Origin of the sequence: Auraticoccus cholistanensis, from assembly GCF_009742705.1 — a bacterium.
Lineage (GTDB): Bacteria > Actinomycetota > Actinomycetes > Propionibacteriales > Propionibacteriaceae > Auraticoccus > Auraticoccus cholistanensis.
Genome location: NZ_WPCU01000004.1, coordinates 418,492 through 434,809 on the forward strand (window position 1 = coordinate 418,492; position 16,318 = coordinate 434,809).

A 16,318-nucleotide genomic window follows, 5' to 3' on the forward strand; every position below is an offset into this window, starting at 1 on the left:
CTCGACATCTCCGGGAAGAGAACGCCGTGGCCGCACCGCGCACGACCGCCGTGCTCCGCCGTCTCCGGCCGGGCCGCAGCACCCGCCGGTTCCTGCGGCGGTCCTGGTCGGCCGCGCTGGTGGGGGTGCTGGCGGTGGCCCTGGTCGTGGGCGCCGCGGTGGCGCGGGGGTACCCGGCAGCCGACCTGCGGCTCAACGACGGCTCGGTGTGGGTGGTCAACCAGACGCTGCGGCTGGCCGGCAAGCTGAACAAGCAGATCGACGAGCTCGAGACGTCGACGCAGATGATCAACCGCGACTTCGACCTCTGGCAGGACGAGGAGACGGTCCTGACGCGGGACAACGTCACCTCCCAGCTGGTCCAGATCGACCCGACCACCTCGGCGGTGGCCACGCCGGTGATCCTCCCCGGCGAGGCCGTGGTCAGCATGAACGAGACCCGGGTGGCTGTGGTCGACCGTCCGAGCGGGCGGGCCTGGACCCGCCCGGTGGCCGACGTCTTCGGCATCGACTTCGTCAAGGCCAAGGCCGACCTCGACCTCGGGCCGGGTGGCACGGCCGTCGTCACGGCCGCCGGCGACACGATCGGGCTGTCCGCGGCGCGCAACGAGCTGGTCCGCGTCCCGGCCGGCGGCGTCCCCGAGGGCGAGGACCCCGAGGTCGTCCCGCTGCCCGCCCCGCTCGGCCAGCCGCTCGACGTCGAGCTGTCGGCCGTCGGGGACCGCGCCGTGCTGCTGGACCGCAGCGCCGGCACGATCTGGCGCGAGGGGTCGGACCCGGTGACGGTGCCCGCCGCCCGGGGTGCCCGCCTGCAGGCGGCCTCGGAGGGCGGCACGCGCACCAGCGAGCACGCGGTGGAGGCCGTGCTGGCGACCGCCGAGGGTCTGCAGGGGCTGTCGGACGACCAGCTGGTGCCGCTCGCGCCGGGCGCGAGCGGCACGCCCGTCCAGCCGGTCGTCGTCGAGGGGTGCGCCTACGGTGCCTTCACCTCCGGCGAGCGCGCCCGCGTCGGCTTCGCCTGCGAGCGGACCGCGCCCGTGGTGGCCGAGGTGCCGCAGTGGACCGGCGGCGAGCTCTCCTGGCGGGTCAACCGCGACGTCGTCGTGCTCAACGACGAGGCGGACGGCAACATCTGGCTCCCCACCGAGAACATGGAGCTGATCAAGGGCTGGGACAAGGTCACGCCGCCCAAGCCCGACCAGGGCGACGAGTCCGAGAACGAGGACGTCGTCGAGAAGGTCAGCCCCGAGCGGACGGGTCCCAACCGCAAGCCGACCGCCGTCGACGACGCGCTCGCGGTCCGGGCCGGACGGTCCACCCTCATCCCGATCATCGAGAACGACTCCGACCCCGACGGCGACATCCTCACCGTCCAGGGCCCGCCCGAGGTGTCCGGCGGCGCGTCCCTGCAGCTGGTCCGCGGCGGGACGGCCGTGCAGGTCACGGTGCCCGCCGACGCCCCGCCCCGGCTCAGCTTCAGCTACACCGTCTCCGACGGCCGGGGCGGCGAGGACAGCGCGCAGGTCTCGCTGGACGTCCGCAGCGCCGACCAGGCGGCGTCCAACGAGGCGCCCCAGCCCAAGCCCGACACCGAGCCGCTGATGGTCTCCCTCGGCGGTGAGGCCACCCGCCGCGTGCTGCTGGACTGGCGGGACCCCGAGGGCGACGACCTGGTGCTGCTGGACGCCAGGGCGCCGGGCGACGACGAGGTCACCTTCACCCCCGACGGCACCCTCACCTTCGTCGACGTCGGCAAGGACGAGGGGCGCAAGGAGGTGGAGGTCACCGTCTCCGACGGGTTGGCCGAGACGACCGGCACCCTGGTGGTCGACGCCCGCGACGACGGCGACGTCCCGCCGCAGGCCAACGGCGACTTCCTGTCCGTGGCGGCGGGGGAGGACGTGCTGGTCCGCCCGATGGAGAACGACACCGGCGAGGACGTCAGCCTGGCCACCGTGCAGACGCAGGTGGAGAACGCCCGGATCAGCGTCGACTACCCCGACGGGTCGTTCACCTTCCGCTCCGACGTGCCCGGCACCTACTACGTCGGCTACATCATCACCAACCGCAAGACGAGCTTCGGCGTGGTCCGGGTGGACGTGCTCGAGCGGGGCGAGCAGTCCCCGCCGGTGGCCACCCGCGACGTGGCGCTGCTCCCGGCCGGCGGCTCGGTGCTGGTCGACCCGCTGGCCAACGACGAGGACCCCGACGACGACGTGCTGGTGATCCAGTCCGTCGAGTCCGACCCGCGGCTGCGGATGAAGCTGATCAACCGGCAGATGCTCGAGGTCACCGCGGTGACCACCCCGGACCAGCCGATCTCGGTCGCCTACACGGTCAGCGACGGCGCGCACTCGGTCACCGGGACGCTCGTGGTGGTCCCCACCGAGGCACCCCCGTCGTCGCGCCCCGACGCCCAGCCCGACACGCTGACCGTCCGCGCGGGCGACGTGGGCAGCGTGCGGGTGCTGGCCAACGACACCTCGCCGGCCGGGCTGGAGCTGACCGTCGACCCGGAGCTGCCGGAGGTCAGCGGCGGGCAGGCCTGGGTCTCGGGGGAGAACGTGCGCTTCGCCGCCCCGACCGTGGCCGGCGAGTACCGGGTCGTGTACGAGATCCGCGACTCCGCCGGGCAGACCGCCTCGGCCAGCATCCGCATCGACGTGATCGCCGGCGAGGTCGAGAACACCCCGCCGGAGCCGGAGCTGGTGACCGGACGGGTGCTGGCCGGATCGGTCGGCCGGCTGCTGATCCCGCTGGACGACATCGACCCCGAGGGCGACTCGGTGCGCCTCCTCGGCGTCGACTCCGGGCCCAGCAAGGGACGTCTGGTCGCCGTGGACGAGGCCTGGCTGGAGTACGAGGCGTATCCCGACGCGACCGGCACCGACAGCTTCACCTACGCCGTCACCGACGCCCGGGGCGCCCGTGCGGTGGGCGAGATCCGTGTCGGCGTGGTGCCGCGCAGCGCCCGCAACACCCCGCCGCTGGCCGTGCAGGACGAGGTGACGGTCAAGCCCGGGGACACCGTGCGGGTGGCCGCCCTGGCCAACGACTCCGACCCCGACGGCGACCCCTTCGGCTACGCCGACGAGCCGCTCGCCTTCGCCACCGACGCCCGGCTCGTCGACGACACGATCGAGTTCGTCGCCCCCGACCGGGAGGGCACGACGGCCGGGCAGTACACGGTCGCCGACACCCGCAACGCCCAGGGCGTGGGGGACGTGGTGATCACCGTGGACGGCGACGCGCCCGACATGGCGCCGGTGGCCCGCGACGACGTGGACACCGCCGCCGACGTGGTGACCAAGGAGCAGATCGACGTCCCGGTGCTGCGCAACGACTTCGACCCGGACGGCCCGACCGGCGAGCTGGTGGTCTCGGTGACCGAGGACGAGTCGGTCCCGGAGGAGGAGCGGGCCGTGGTGGCCGGGCAGAACCTGCGGGTCACCATCGGGGCGCAGATGCGGCGGATCCGCTACCAGGTCACCGACGCCGACGGCATGACCGCCTCGGCGGTCGTGACGGTGCCCGGCCGCGCCGACGCCGTCCCGGCGCTGCGGCCCGACGTGGTGCCGCAGGAGGTGGTGGCGGGTGAGCCGCTGCGCCTCGACATCGGCGACTTCGTGCTCGGCACGCAGGGCCGCGACGTGCAGCTCACCAGCGAGGAGCGGATCTGGGCCTCCAACGGGGCACCGGCGGCGGTCGACGAGCAGACCGTGCAGTTCACCGCCCCGGTGGAGTACGACGGCCCGGCGGCGATCATCTTCGAGGTCACCGACGGCGACGACTCCACCGACCCCGACGGGCGTACCGCGGTGCTGACCGTGCCGATCACCGTGCTCCCGGCACCCGAGGCCCCCACCGAGGAGGACGAGGAGCCGGTCGAGCCGAACGCCGCCCCCGAGGTGCTGCCGGTGACGCTCAACGTGGGCGCGGGTGAGGAGCCCGAGACGATCGACCTGGCCCGCTCGGCCAGCGACCCCGACGGCGACCCGCTCGACTTCGGCGAGCTGCAGGGGCAGGCGCCCGAGGGCGTCGAGGTCCAGCAGAGCGGCAGCCGGGTGACCGCCAGCGCGGCCCTCGACGTGGCGCCGGGCACCACCGCCCGGTTCACCGTGACCGTCGACGACGGACAGGGCGGCACCGCGGACCTGGAGGTCGACCTGGTGGTGCTGGCCTCGTCCGAGCCACCGCCCCGGGCGGTGGACGACGCGGTCCCGGACGCCGTCCAGGGTGAGACCAGCCAGGTGTCGGTGCTGGACAACGACGCCAACCCATTCCCCGACGAGCCGCTGACCGTGGTCAGCGTCGTCGTCGAGTCCGGCAGCGGCAGCGCCGACATCAGCGGCAGCACGGTCGCGGTGACCCCGGACGACACCTTCGTCGGCTCCATGGTGGTGCGCTACGTCGTCGAGGACGCCACCCGCAGCACCGAGCGCCGCAGCGAGGCCCGGATCCGGCTGACCGTCAAGGGCGTCCCCGGACGTCCCGGGGTGCCCCGGGTGGACGAGGTCGGCGACCGGCAGGCCCGGGTGACCTTCACCGCGCCGCCGGACAACGGCGAGCCGATCAGCGGCTACACCGTCACGGGCAGCGGCTCCAACGGCCAGTCGGTCGAGCAGGAGTGCCCCGCGACTACCTGCACCATCACCGGGCTGACCAACGACGTGCGCTACACGTTCACGGTGGTGGCCACCAACGCCATCGGGGACTCCGAGCCGTCGGGCACGTCGGCCGAGATCCGCCCCGACGTGCGTCCCGGCAAGCCCGGCACCCCGCAGACCGAGTTCGGCGACCAGCAGATCGACCTCAGCTGGACGCCCGCCCCCACCCGGGGATCCGCGGTGACCCAGTACGTGGTCGAGCTGACCGGTCCGCAGGGCCGCCAGCAGCGCGAGGTCGCGGGGGGGACGACCAGCTACACCTGGAGCGGGCTGCAGAACGGCTCGTCCTACCGGTTCCGGGTGCAGGCGCGGAACAAGGCGCCGGAGCCCTCGGACTGGTCCGGGCAGTCCCGGGCCGAGGTGCCCGCGGGCAAGCCGGCGCCCGCCCAGGCCGTGCAGGCCCAGGACGCCGGCGGGAACCTCGGTCGCAAGGTGCGCGTGTCCTGGCAGCCCTCGCCGGACCCGAACGGCGACGCCGTCTCGGCCTACACCGTCTACGCCAACGGCAGCCGGGTGGCCGAGGTCGGTGGCGGCACCACCTCCACCGACGTCGACCTCAACAACGGCACCGAGTACACGTTCACCGTCAGCGCCACCAACAAGGCGGGGGAGGGCGAGCCGAGCGCGCCGTCGCCGGCCATCACCCCCTACGGCGCTCCCGACACCCCGCCCGCGCCCCAGCTCAGCGAGGGTGACGGCTCCGTGGGCCTGACCTGGCAGCCCGGGAAGACCAACGGTGCCCCGGTGAGCGCGAACGAGGTCCGCATCAACAGCGGCGCCGCCGCCGGGTTGAGCAGCAACCCGCAGAACTTCCCCGCCACCAACGGTCAGACGTACCGGGCCGAGGTCCGCAGCTGCTCGCAGGGCAAGTGCTCGGGGTGGTCGCCGGCGTCCAACGCCGCCACCCCGTACGGCAAGCCGATCATCAGCCAGCTGGTCGCCCGGGCCAACGGCGACCGCGCCGGCTACTACGAGTGGGCGGTCCAGGGCAACGGGGACGGGGCCAACCTCAGGGTGGACGTGCGCCCCGAGGGTGGGCGGCAGGTCCGCGACGCCTCCGGCTCGCAGAACGTCAGCGGGCTGGAGTACGAGACCACCTACACGATCACGGTGACCGCGGAGAACCGGCGGGGCCAGGTGCAGCAGTCGGCGCAGTTCCGGACGAACAACCGGCCGCCGCCACCGTCTCTGGAGGTCTTCGCGGGTGACATCTCCCCGCGCTGCGAGAACACCGGTTCGACGAACCGGTGCCGTTGGATCGGGGCCCAGCTGCGGAACTTCGAGCCGGGCTCGACGGTCCGGTGCGTCCCGACCGAGAGCGGCGCCTTCACCGGACGGGACGTCCGCATCAGCAGCGACGGGACGGCCCGCGTCCCCGGCCAGGGCCCCTACGGCAGCGCCAACAACCTCGGCTTCTGGGGCTACGACCGCAAGCCCGCGGCGAAGTGCGGCAACACGACCGGCGGCGGCAGCGGGCCGTGGCCGTGACCGACCCGGTGACCACCGACCGCCCGCCACCCGACGAAGGAACGACATGACCATCACCCCGGAGCAGGCCCGCTGGTTCTCCGACAGCTTCTCCGCCATCGTGCGCAACGTCGAGCGGGTGGTGCTGGGCAAGACCCACACCGTCCAGCTCGCCGTCACCTGCATGCTGGCCGAGGGCCACCTGCTGCTCGAGGACTACCCGGGCACCGGGAAGACCACCCTGGCCCGGGCGCTGGCCCAGACGGTGCAGGGCACCAGCAGCCGGATCCAGTTCACCCCCGACCTGCTGCCCTCCGACGTCACCGGCGTCAACATCTACGACCAGAAGACCGGGCAGTTCGAGTTCCACCACGGCCCGATCTTCGCCTCCATCGTGCTGGCCGACGAGATCAACCGGGCCTCGCCGAAGACCCAGTCGGCGCTGCTGGAGGTGATGGAGGAGTCCCGGGTCACCGTGGACGGCCGCCCCTACACGGTGGGCAACCCGTTCATGGTCATCGCCACCCAGAACCCGATCGAGCAGGCCGGCACCTACCGGCTGCCCGAGGCCCAGCTGGACCGGTTCCTGATCAAGACCTCGCTCGGCTACCCCGACCGCGAGAACACCCTGCGCGTGCTCTACTCCGGCGGCTCGCGGCCCCGCTCGGCCGCGCTCGCCCCGGCGGTCACCACCCAGGCGGTGGCCGAGATGGCGCTGCTGGCCAACGGCGTCCACATCGAGGAGAGCGTGCTGGACTACGTCGCCCGGCTGCTGGAGGAGACCCGCCGCACCGCCGACGTCCGGCTCGGGGTCTCCATCCGCGGCGGGCTGGCGCTGGTGCGCACGTCCCGGGTGTGGGCCGCCTCGCAGGGCCGCCACTTCGTGGTCCCCGACGACATCAAGGTGCTGGCCCAGCCCTGCCTGGCCCACCGGCTGATCCTCGACCCGGAGTCGGAGTTCAACGGGGTCACCGCCGACGAGGTGATGGGCCGTGTGCTGGCCCAGGTGCCGCCGCCCCAGGAGCGCCAGTCCGCATGACCGCCCCGCCAGGTCTGCAGCCGACGCCGGGCGGTGCCGCCGGTCCGGCGGACGGCCCGCGCCCCGGGCCGGGCGGCGCCCAGCCGTCGCCCGCGACCGCGCGCACCAAGCCGACCGGTGTCACCGAGGCCTCCGCGACCTCCACCGCCACCGCCACCCGCACCGTCCAGGTCGCCGACGAGCCCACCTGGCGCCGGCTGCCCCGGGAGGCCGGACGACGGGTGCTCGCGGTCAACCGGCTGCTGGGGGTCAGCCCCGCCGGCTGGACGCTGCTCGTCGTCGCCGCCCTCGCCTTCTGGGCCGGCGGCCGGCTGGGCTGGGCCGAGCTGCGGATCGCCTCGGTGGCCTGCCTGGTCGTGCTGCTGCTGGCCGTCCTGTTCACCCTCGGCCGCCAGTCCTACGCGGTCTCGCTGGAGCTGCAGTCGCGACGCGTGGTGGTCGGCGAGCGGGCCTTCGGCGAGCTCCGCGTCGAGAACACCTCCGACCGCCGGCTCTGGCCGGCCCGGATCGAGCTCCCGGTCGGACGCCGGCTGGCCAGCTTCGGCCTGCCCTCCCTCGGCGGGCGCGCCAGCCACGACGAGGTCTTCGCCGTGCCGACGGTCCGTCGCTCGGTGATCCGGGTCGGCCCGGCGCGCACGGTCCGCGGCGACCCCTTCCGGCTGATGGGCCGCGAGATCCTGTGGACCGACGCCATCGACCTCTACGTCCACCCCCGGACGGTGCCGCTGCCCGGACGCCAGGGCGGCTTCATCCGCGACCTCGAGGGCCAGCCCACCGGCGAGGTGACGAACTCCGACATCAACTTCCACGCGCTGCGCGAGTACGTCCCCGGCGACGACCGCCGCTACGTGCACTGGCGCTCCACCGCCCGCACCGGGACGCTGATGGTCCGCCAGTTCGAGGAGACCCGACGCAGCCACGTGGCCGTCGCCCTCGACGTCGCGGGCGAGGACTACCTCTCCGACGACGAGTTCGAGCTCGCCGTGTCGGTGGCCGGCTCGATCAGCCTGCAGTCGCTGCGGGACGAGAACACCCTGAGCCTGCTCACCTCCACCCAGCGGCTCAAGGCCATCAGCCCCCGCCGCACCCTGGACGAGCTGTGCGGGGTGTCGATGGTCAACCGCGGCACCCTGCCCGGGCTGGTCCGCACCTGCGTCCGCACCGTCCCGGGCGCCAGCGTCGCCGTGGTGGTCACCGGCTCCCAGCCCGCCCCCGCGGACCTGCGCCGGGCCTGCACCCTGTTCGACCTCGACGTCCGCGTGCTCGCGGTGCGGATCCAGCTGGGCGCCGAGACCAGCACCCAGACGCTGTCCAACGTCACCGTGCTGACCCTGGGCAGCCTCGACGCGCTGCCGCCCGCGGTGCGGAGGGCCTCGCTGTGACCCAGCCGACCCGTCACGACGGTTCCACCCGTCACGACCAGTCGACCCGGGGCAGCAGCCGGCTGGGCGGCACCGGCGCCGCCGGGCTGCCGGAGGCCACCGACCTCGCCGCCTCCCGCTTCACCCTCGACCAGGTCGACGGCACGCTGCCGGGGCTCACACTCTCCGGTCTGCGCGGGCGCGACCGCTGGCTCCGGCTGGCGGTCGACACCGGGGCGCTGCTGGTGCTGCTGGCCCTGGCGGCCGTCACGTTCCAGCTCACCTTCGGCGGCGTCCAGGTCTGGGTCGCCGCCCTTGGCGGCGCGGTGCTCGGGCTGGCGATCGGCGTCCTCGGTGCCTGGCGCCGGCTCCCCACCTGGCAGGTCGCGGTGCTGGTGGCCGCCGGCTACCTGCTCTTCGGCGGGGCCCTCGCCCTGCCGGGGACGACGACCGCCGGGCTGCCCGGGCTGCGGACGCTGACCGACCTCGTCTTCGGGGTCGTCACCTCCTGGCGGGGGCTGCTCACCGTCGACGCCCCCGTCGAGGGCATCGGCGAGCTGATGGTGGTGCCGCTGATCACCATGCTGCTGGCCGGTGTGGTCGGCTCCTCGGTGGCGCTGCGCTCCACCCGGCCGACCCTCGCCTGGCTCGCACCCGCGACCGCGCTCGGCGTCGGCATCTCCTTCGGCATCGCCGAGGCCCACCTGCCGGTGCTGGTCGGCGTCGGGTTCGCACTCGTCGCCCTGACCTGGACGGCCTACCGCCGCGACACCATCCGTCAGTCGCTGCTGGGCCAGCGCCGCACCACCCGCTGGCAGTCGGCGGTGCTCGCGGTGGGCGTCCTCGCCGTGGCCGCCGGGGTGGCCGGCGCCAGCGCGCCGCTGGTGGAGCCCGACGGCTACCGCACCGTGCTCCGGGAGGAGGTCGAGCCGCCGCTCGACGTGCTGGACTACCCGAGCCCGCTGCAGTCCTTCCGCGGCAACATCAAGGACCACGAGGAGGACACGCTGCTGACCCTCTCCGGGCTGCCGGAGGACGCCGCGGTCCGCATCGCCACCCTCGACACCTACGACGGCATCACCTTCAACGTCTCCTCCGAGGAGTCCGCCGGCCGGGACTCGGGGCTGTTCAAGCGGATGGGCCGCAGCGTCCCCGAGGACACCGAGGGCACCGCCGCCACCGTGACGGTCACCGTCAACGGCTACAGCGGGGTCTGGCTGCCCACGGTCGGCAAGGTCACCCGCGCCCGGTTCACCTCGCCCCGCGGCGAGGAGGTCCGCGAGAACCTCTTCTACAACCGGGTCTCCGGCACCGGCATCACCACCGTGGGCGTCCGCGAGGGCGACAGCTACACCCTCGACGTGGTGGTCCCGCGCGAGCCCACCACCGACCAGATCCGCTCCGCGGAGGCCGGGGACGCCGAGCTCGCGCCCGCCGAGCCGGTGCCGGACCCGGTGGCCGACGCCGCCCAGCGCTGGTCGGCGGGGAGCGCCTCCTCCGGCGAGGCGCTGCTGGCCGTGGAGGAGGAGCTGCGCCGCGGCTTCTACTCCAACGGTCTGGAGGGCGACGCGCCGTCCCCGTCCGGGCACAGCGCCGGCCGCATCCAGCAGCTGCTGGACGAGGACCAGATGATCGGCGACGAGGAGCAGTACGCCGTCGCCATGGCGCTGGCCGCCCGCTCGCTGGGCGTGCCCTCCCGGGTGGTGTACGGCTACCAGCCGGAGTCCTCGGGCGAGGTCGCCATCAAGGGTCGCGACGTCACCGCCTGGACCGAGGTGCAGCTGGAGGGGCTGGGCTGGGTGATCCTGCGCCCGACCCCCGACAAGTCCCAGGCCCCCGAACCCGACGAGTCCGAGCGCGAGGCCCGCCCGCGCCCGCAGGTGGACAACCCGCCTCCGCCCCCGGAGCGCCCCGACTACCAGCCGCCGGACAACACCCCGCCGGAGGAGCCCAAGACCGACGAGGACGACCGCAGCCGCATCGACTGGGGACTGGTCGGGCTGGTGGCCGCGGCCGTCGGGATCCCGCTGCTGCTGCTCGGGCTGCCGGTGGCCCTCGTGCTCGGGCTCAAGGCCCGGCGCCGCAAGGCGCGGCTGCTGGCCGCCACCACCTCGGCGCGGGTGGCCGGCGGCTGGGCGGAGGTCGTCGACCGGGCCCGTGACCTGGGCGTCACCCCCGCCCCCACCGCCACCCGCCGGGAGGTGGCCGCGACGGTGGTGCAGCACTTCCCGACCACGCGGGAGGGCCCGGCCAACCCGCACGACCTGGCCTGGCGGGCCGACGTCAGCACCTTCGGGCCCCGGCAGCCCTCGCAGGCCCAGGTGGACCTGTACTGGCAGGGCGTCGACGAGCTCCGCCACTCGATGGGGGAGTCGGTGAGCTGGTGGCGCCGGCTGCGGGCCGCCCTCTCGCCGGCCTCGCTGCGCCGCTAGGCCGGGGCGGCGCGGACCGGCCCCGGCGGGTCGGCCCGGTCGAGTGGTGCCTGCGCCCCGGGTGCGGGATCATGTGGGGGCCCGCGCCGGCACGGTGGCTGCGGGGACGTCCACGGCCTGAGGAGGAGCACGAGGATGAGCGCAGGAGCTGGAACGGGACCCGTCCCGGCCGTGCTTCCTCCCGGCGTCGAGGCCGGACCCCTGGAGCGTCGCCTGGCCGCATCGGTGGTGGACAACCTCATCCCCGCGGTGATCGGCATCCTCTACACGGTCTCGGTCACCGTGTGGGTGCAGCGCTTCGAGGCCCTGCTGGTGCTGTCCGTCGTCGCCGCCGTGCTCAGCCTGTTCTGGGCGATGGTCGTGTGGTGGATGCTCGCCGTCGGCGCCGCCAGCCCCGGCATGCGGCTGATGAAGCTGCAGCTGGTCGGGCTCGCGGACGGCCGCCCGATCGGCTGGCTGCGGGTGCTGCTCCGCCAGCTGGTCTGGGCCGTGCTCACCGCCACCGGGATCGGTCTGGTCGCCCTGGTCGTCACGCTCGTGCTCGACGTCCGCCGCCAGGGCTGGCACGACAAGGTGGCCAACGCCGTGGTGATCCGGGAGCGGGCGGCCCGTCCCTCCCGCGAGCAGCCGGCGCAGCAGTCCCCGCGCCGGCAGGCGCCGCCGACCAGCTCCACCGTCGGCCTGCCCGCCCACCTCACCGGGCAGCGCGACTTCAGCGGCCGGCCGGGGTCCTCGGCAGGGAGCGCCGGGTCGGCCTCCTCGGCCGGCGAGTGGGCCGGGCCCCGCCCCGAGGGCTGGGCGCCCGCCGGCGGCCAGGCGCCCGGCTCCCGCAACCCGCTCGACCCGGGGACGCCCGGCCAGGGACCGGGCCCGTACGGGGCCGGTGCCGCGGGTCCGCAGGGGCAGGCCCCGCTGCACCAGCCCGGACCCGCCAGCGCCTCCTCCGCGGCCGACTGGCGGCCCACCGCCACGCAGCCCCCGGTGCCCGCGGGCCCGGCCACCCCGAGCGTCGCCCCCGCCTGGACGCCCCCGCCCGCACCCGCCGCGGCACCGCAGGCCGCCCCCGACCCGGCCCAGGACGAGCGCTCCCGCTGGGGACGTCCCGCCGAGGGCGAGCGCCCCACCACCAGCGCCGCCTCGGTCACCCCGCCGCCGCCCCAGGAGCCGCTGGACGACGGCACCCGGGTGGTGGCCCGCGGCAGCCTCGGCCGCCGCGCCCCCGACGAGGGCTGGGTGCTCGCGCTCGAGGACGGCCGCCAGATCCCGGTCAGCTCGCTGGTGCTGATCGGGCGCAACCCGCAGCCTCGCCCGGGGGAGGAGCACGCCGAGCTGGTGAAGGTGGGTGACGAGTCCCGGACGGTGTCCAAGACCCACATCGCCATCGGCGTCGACAAGCGCGGCATCTACGTCGTCGACCGCGGCTCCACCAACGGCTCGGCCATCGCCAACAGCTCGGGGGAGTACGAGCCCTGCGCGCCCGGCGACGTGGTCCGGGTCCGTGAGGGCCAGCTCGTCTCCTACGGCCAGAACCGGCTGGAGATCAAGCGGGTCTTCAGCAGCTGAGCGTCCCCGACAGCCGACCGGGACCCGGGGGTGCGCCGGAGTGCTGCGGACGCAGGCGGCAAGCCCCCGCGGTCTGCCCGGGACCGCGCGGGCGTCGACCCGCGGTCGAGGAGGAGCGGCGGTCCGGCCCGATACTGTCGCCCCCATGAGTGACCTCCGGGCCGAGCCCACCGCCGACCGGCTGCGCGGCAACCGCTCGCTGCGGCTGCTGGTGGGGGTGGCGGCCGCGGTGGTGGCCTGCGCCGGCCTGAAGGCCTCGGCCGACATCGTGGCGCCGACGTTCCTCGCGCTCACCCTGGTGATCACGGTCCACCCGCTGCAGCGCTGGATGGTCGCCCGCCGGGTCCCGCGGGCCCTCGCCGCCGCGATCTGCCTGGTCGTGCTCTACGTGACGGTGATCGGCCTCGTCACCGCGATGGCGCTGTCCATCAGCCAGCTCATCGCCGTGATGCCCACCTACGAGGCCCAGTTCGTCCAGCTCTACCGGGAGTCCCTCGCGCAGCTGGCCCGGCTCGGTCTCGGCAGCGACCAGCTGCAGCGGGTGCTGGACGGCTTCAACGTGGGCTCGCTGTTCTCGGCGCTGCAGAGCTTCCTGTCCTCGCTGCTGGGGGCCACCTCGCTGTTCGTGATCCTGCTGACGGTGCTGCTGTTCCTCATCTTCGACTCCGTCGACATGCCGCGCCGGCTGACGCTGGCGGCGCGCGCCAACCCCGCCTTCGTCGCCGCGCTGGAGAGCTTCGCCGTCGGCATCCGCCGCTACTGGGTGGTCACCGCGGTGTTCGGGCTGATCGTCGCCGTGCTCGACGTCGTCGCGCTGATGTTCCTGGGCATCCCGCTGGCGCTGCTGTGGGGGCTGGTCTCCTTCATCACCAACTTCATCCCCAACATCGGCTTCATCCTGGGGCTGGTGCCGCCGGCGCTGCTCGGGCTGCTGGAGGGCGGCGTCACCACCATGCTGTGGGTGGTCGTGGTCTACTCCGTGCTCAACTTCGTGGTCCAGACGGTGATCCAGCCGCGCTTCACCGGGGACGCCGTGGGCGTCACCACCGCGGTGTCGTTCCTGTCGCTGACCTTCTGGGCGTTCATCCTCGGCCCGCTCGGCGCCCTGCTCGCGCTGCCCGCCACGCTGTTCGTCAAGACCATGCTGGTCGACGGGGACCCCCGCAACCGGTGGGTCAACACCCTCATCGCCTCCAACCCCCGGTGAGCACGGGGGCGGCCGGCCCCACGGCAGTAGTGTTCGGGCCATGCTGCTCTCCGACCGAGACATCCGCGCCGGCGCCGAGTCGGGCCGGATCGTGCTCGACCCGTGGACCCCGGCGATGGTGCAGCCGTCCAGCGTGGACGTCCGGCTGGACCGCTACTTCCGCATCTTCGAGAACCACCGCTACCCCCACATCGACCCCTCGGAGGACCAGCCGGAGCTGACCCGGCTGGTGGAGCCGGAGGGCGACGAGCCGTTCATCCTGCACCCGGGCGAGTTCGTGCTCGGCAGCACGCTGGAGACGGTCACCCTGGCCGACGACGTCGCCGCGCGGCTGGAGGGCAAGTCCTCGCTGGGCCGGCTCGGGCTGCTCACCCACTCCACCGCCGGCTTCATCGACCCGGGCTTCTCCGGGCACGTCACCCTCGAGCTGTCCAACGTGGCCACCCTGCCGATCAAGCTGTGGCCCGGCATGAAGATCGGCCAGCTCTGCTTCTTCGGGCTGTCCTCACCGGCCGAGCGCTCCTACGGCTCCACCGGCTACGGCTCCCGCTACCAGAACCAGCGCGGACCGACGCCGTCGCGTTCGCACCTCAACTTCCACCGCACCCAGGTCTGAGGCTGGCCGCGGGGGTGACCTCCACCGCGTCTAGCGTCGGGGCGTGACCCCCCACGTGCTGGACTCCCTGCGCCGCGGCCTGGCCGAGGGCGCCCGTCGCGCCGAGCAGGAGGCCGCAGGAGCCCTCGCCCGGCTGGAAGCCGCCGGCGGGACCGGTGAGGGCCCCCTGCTGCGCCTCCGGGTCGACGCCCTCGGTCGCCTGCTGGAGGTGACCTTCACCCACGCGGTGCTGACCGCCACCCCGACGGCCTTCACCGCGGCCGTCCAGGCCGCCTACCGCGACGCCTGCCGGGCCGTCCAGCCCCTCCCCGGACGTCCGGAGCTCGCCGCGGCCGGCGCCGCGTCGACCACCCCGGGGAGCCACGCACCCGCCGCCCGGGCGGCCTCCGCCGCCGCCGCGCTCCCCGCGTGGGTCCTCGCGGGTCGGGACGAGGGCGTGGAGGTGGAGCTGGACGGCCGGGGACGGCTGCTGCTGGCCCGCGCCGGCACCGAGGCCCTCCGGGCCGGACCCGAGCTGCTGGCCGCGCGCCTCACCGGCGCCTGGCGGCGGGCCGAGGGGGAGCGCACCGACCGGCTCCGCCGCGCGCTGAGCGGGGAGCGGGCATGACCACCTTCCGCGTCGAGACCGCGCAGCTGCAGACCGCGCGCGTCACGCTGGGCGGTGTCCCCGCGAGCCTGGGCGGGGTGTCGGTCACCGCGCCCGACCCGGGCATGTACGGCGCGCTCGTCGGCAGCGCCGCCGCCCACGCCGAGCCGGCCAACACCGAGAGCATCACGACCCTGCTGCGGGCCCTGGCCACCCTCGGGCAGTCGCTGTCGGACAGGTGCGAGGCGTCGGCCCGCCGCTACGACGACACCGAGCTGCGTGCGGCCGAGCTGGTGCGGGCCCGGGTGTCGGGCGCGGCCCAGGCCGGCGCCGCGGCGGTGGACCGGGGAACGGCGCTCTGATGGCCGCCGCCGGGACCGCGGTCTCCCAGGCCGACATCTCCGCCGCCACCGAGCTGCTCACGCCGGAGCGGCCGGGTCTCCTCGACGCGGCCCTGGAGGGCATCGAGGGGGCCTACGACGTCTTCGAGTCCTTGCCGGAGCTGCCCGCGGTGTTCCTGACCGCCATCGTGGACCGCATCGTGCCCGGGAAGTCGGTGATCGAGGCGCTCACCGGGGACGCCGGCGCCATCCGGGCCCACGCCGACCAGCTCAGCCGGGTCGCCGCGCACGTGCGCGCCCAGGCGTCCACCGTCGACTCCGCCGGGGGTCAGCTGGGCGGCTGGGAGGGGCTCGCCGCGGAGGCCTGCCGGGCCACGCTGGGTTCGGCGGCGCAGTGCGTGCTGGCGGCCGCGGCCTCCATCGACGCCCTCGCCGCCGCGCACCTCGAGCTCGGCGGCCGGGTCGCCCTGGCCCGGGCCGAGGTGATCGAGCTGGTCCGCGAGCTGGTGGCCCGGCTGGGCCGGGAGGCGCTGGTCGCCATCGCCTCGGCCGGCCTCGCCGTCGTCGGCGGGGTGCTGACCATCGCCGGCGCCGCCGCCGGTGGGGCGGTCGGGGGCTTCGTCCAGGGTGTCGGGGACGCCTTCAGCGGCGGCGGGATCGGTGCCGTCTGGGACGGCACGGCAGAAGGCTTCCAGCGCGGGATCGAACAGGGGCTGCGGCTGGCCATGGAGCTGTGGCTGGCGGCGGTCGGGGCTCTCGTCGCGGGCTACCTGCGCGACATCGACGACACCGTCCAGGACGCGATCGAGCCGATGACGGCGCTGATCGGTGACATGACCGGGCTGGCCAACCGGATGGACCGGGCCTCCTCCCTGCTCACGACCGGAACCGATCCCGGTGTCGCGGCCGCCGCACCGGCCGACGGGCAGGGGCTGGACGCCCAGGGCACGACCCGGCAGACCCGGCTGGATGCGGACCTGATCGGTGTCAACAGCGTCATCGGGACCGACGACGAGATCCCTGGCTACCCCCGCGCCAC

Annotated in this window: 10 protein-coding genes; all 10 read left to right on the top strand. The window is 74.6% G+C overall.

The genetic code is table 11. The annotated features are described in order from the left end of the window. Positions 1-26 precede the first annotated feature (26 nt). The gene (locus GC722_RS04400; RefSeq protein ID WP_156608276.1) at positions 27-6,155 is read left to right on the top strand and encodes an Ig-like domain-containing protein; all 6,129 of its coding nucleotides are present in this window, start codon (positions 27-29) and stop codon (positions 6,153-6,155) included. 46 nt (positions 6,156-6,201) lie between these two features. Continuing rightward, positions 6,202-7,173 carry an AAA family ATPase gene (locus GC722_RS04405; protein WP_156608278.1) on the top strand — a complete coding sequence of 324 codons (972 nt, stop codon included), beginning with the start codon at positions 6,202-6,204 and terminating at the stop codon, positions 7,171-7,173. Continuing rightward, positions 7,170-8,555 carry a DUF58 domain-containing protein gene (locus tag GC722_RS04410; protein WP_156608280.1) on the top strand — a complete coding sequence of 462 codons (1,386 nt, stop codon included), beginning with the start codon at positions 7,170-7,172 and terminating at the stop codon, positions 8,553-8,555. The genes GC722_RS04405 and GC722_RS04410 overlap by 4 nt, the downstream gene beginning before the upstream one ends. Next, positions 8,552-10,966 (top strand): transglutaminaseTgpA domain-containing protein, encoded by a 2,415-nt coding sequence (locus GC722_RS04415; protein ID WP_156608282.1) that lies wholly within the window; start codon positions 8,552-8,554, stop codon positions 10,964-10,966. The genes GC722_RS04410 and GC722_RS04415 overlap by 4 nt, the downstream gene beginning before the upstream one ends. A gap of 135 nt (positions 10,967-11,101) precedes the next feature. Next, entirely contained in the window at positions 11,102-12,529 is a 1,428-nt protein-coding gene (locus GC722_RS04420) for an RDD family protein (protein ID WP_156608284.1), read from the top strand. 145 nt (positions 12,530-12,674) lie between these two features. Then, complete coding sequence (locus tag GC722_RS04425; protein ID WP_156608286.1) at positions 12,675-13,736, top strand: AI-2E family transporter; 1,062 nt, start codon at positions 12,675-12,677, stop codon at positions 13,734-13,736. 40 nt (positions 13,737-13,776) lie between these two features. Beyond that, positions 13,777-14,352, top strand: coding sequence for a dCTP deaminase (dcd, locus tag GC722_RS04430; RefSeq protein WP_156608288.1), 576 nt, complete (start codon positions 13,777-13,779; stop codon positions 14,350-14,352). Between the two features lie 43 nt (positions 14,353-14,395). Continuing rightward, on the top strand, positions 14,396-14,959 hold the full coding sequence (locus tag GC722_RS04435) for a hypothetical protein (protein ID WP_156608290.1): 564 nt from the start codon (positions 14,396-14,398) through the stop codon (positions 14,957-14,959). Next, on the top strand, positions 14,956-15,300 hold the full coding sequence (locus GC722_RS04440; RefSeq protein ID WP_156608292.1) for a hypothetical protein: 345 nt from the start codon (positions 14,956-14,958) through the stop codon (positions 15,298-15,300). Before GC722_RS04435 ends, GC722_RS04440 begins: the two co-directional genes overlap by 4 nt. After that, on the top strand, positions 15,300-16,318 hold a 1,019-nt coding region (locus GC722_RS17595; RefSeq protein ID WP_197429775.1), incomplete at its 3' end, for a hypothetical protein. The genes GC722_RS04440 and GC722_RS17595, both read left to right, overlap by 1 nt.

Coding starts and splice junctions, on each gene's coding strand:
- GC722_RS04405 (WP_156608278.1), top strand. CDS start 6,202: ATGACCATCACCCCGGAGCAGGCCCGCTGGTTCTCCGACAGCTTCTCC.
- GC722_RS04410 (WP_156608280.1), top strand. CDS start 7,170: ATGACCGCCCCGCCAGGTCTGCAGCCGACGCCGGGCGGTGCCGCCGGT.
- GC722_RS04420 (WP_156608284.1), top strand. CDS start 11,102: ATGAGCGCAGGAGCTGGAACGGGACCCGTCCCGGCCGTGCTTCCTCCC.
- GC722_RS04425 (WP_156608286.1), top strand. CDS start 12,675: ATGAGTGACCTCCGGGCCGAGCCCACCGCCGACCGGCTGCGCGGCAAC.
- dcd (WP_156608288.1), top strand. CDS start 13,777: ATGCTGCTCTCCGACCGAGACATCCGCGCCGGCGCCGAGTCGGGCCGG.
- GC722_RS04440 (WP_156608292.1), top strand. CDS start 14,956: ATGACCACCTTCCGCGTCGAGACCGCGCAGCTGCAGACCGCGCGCGTC.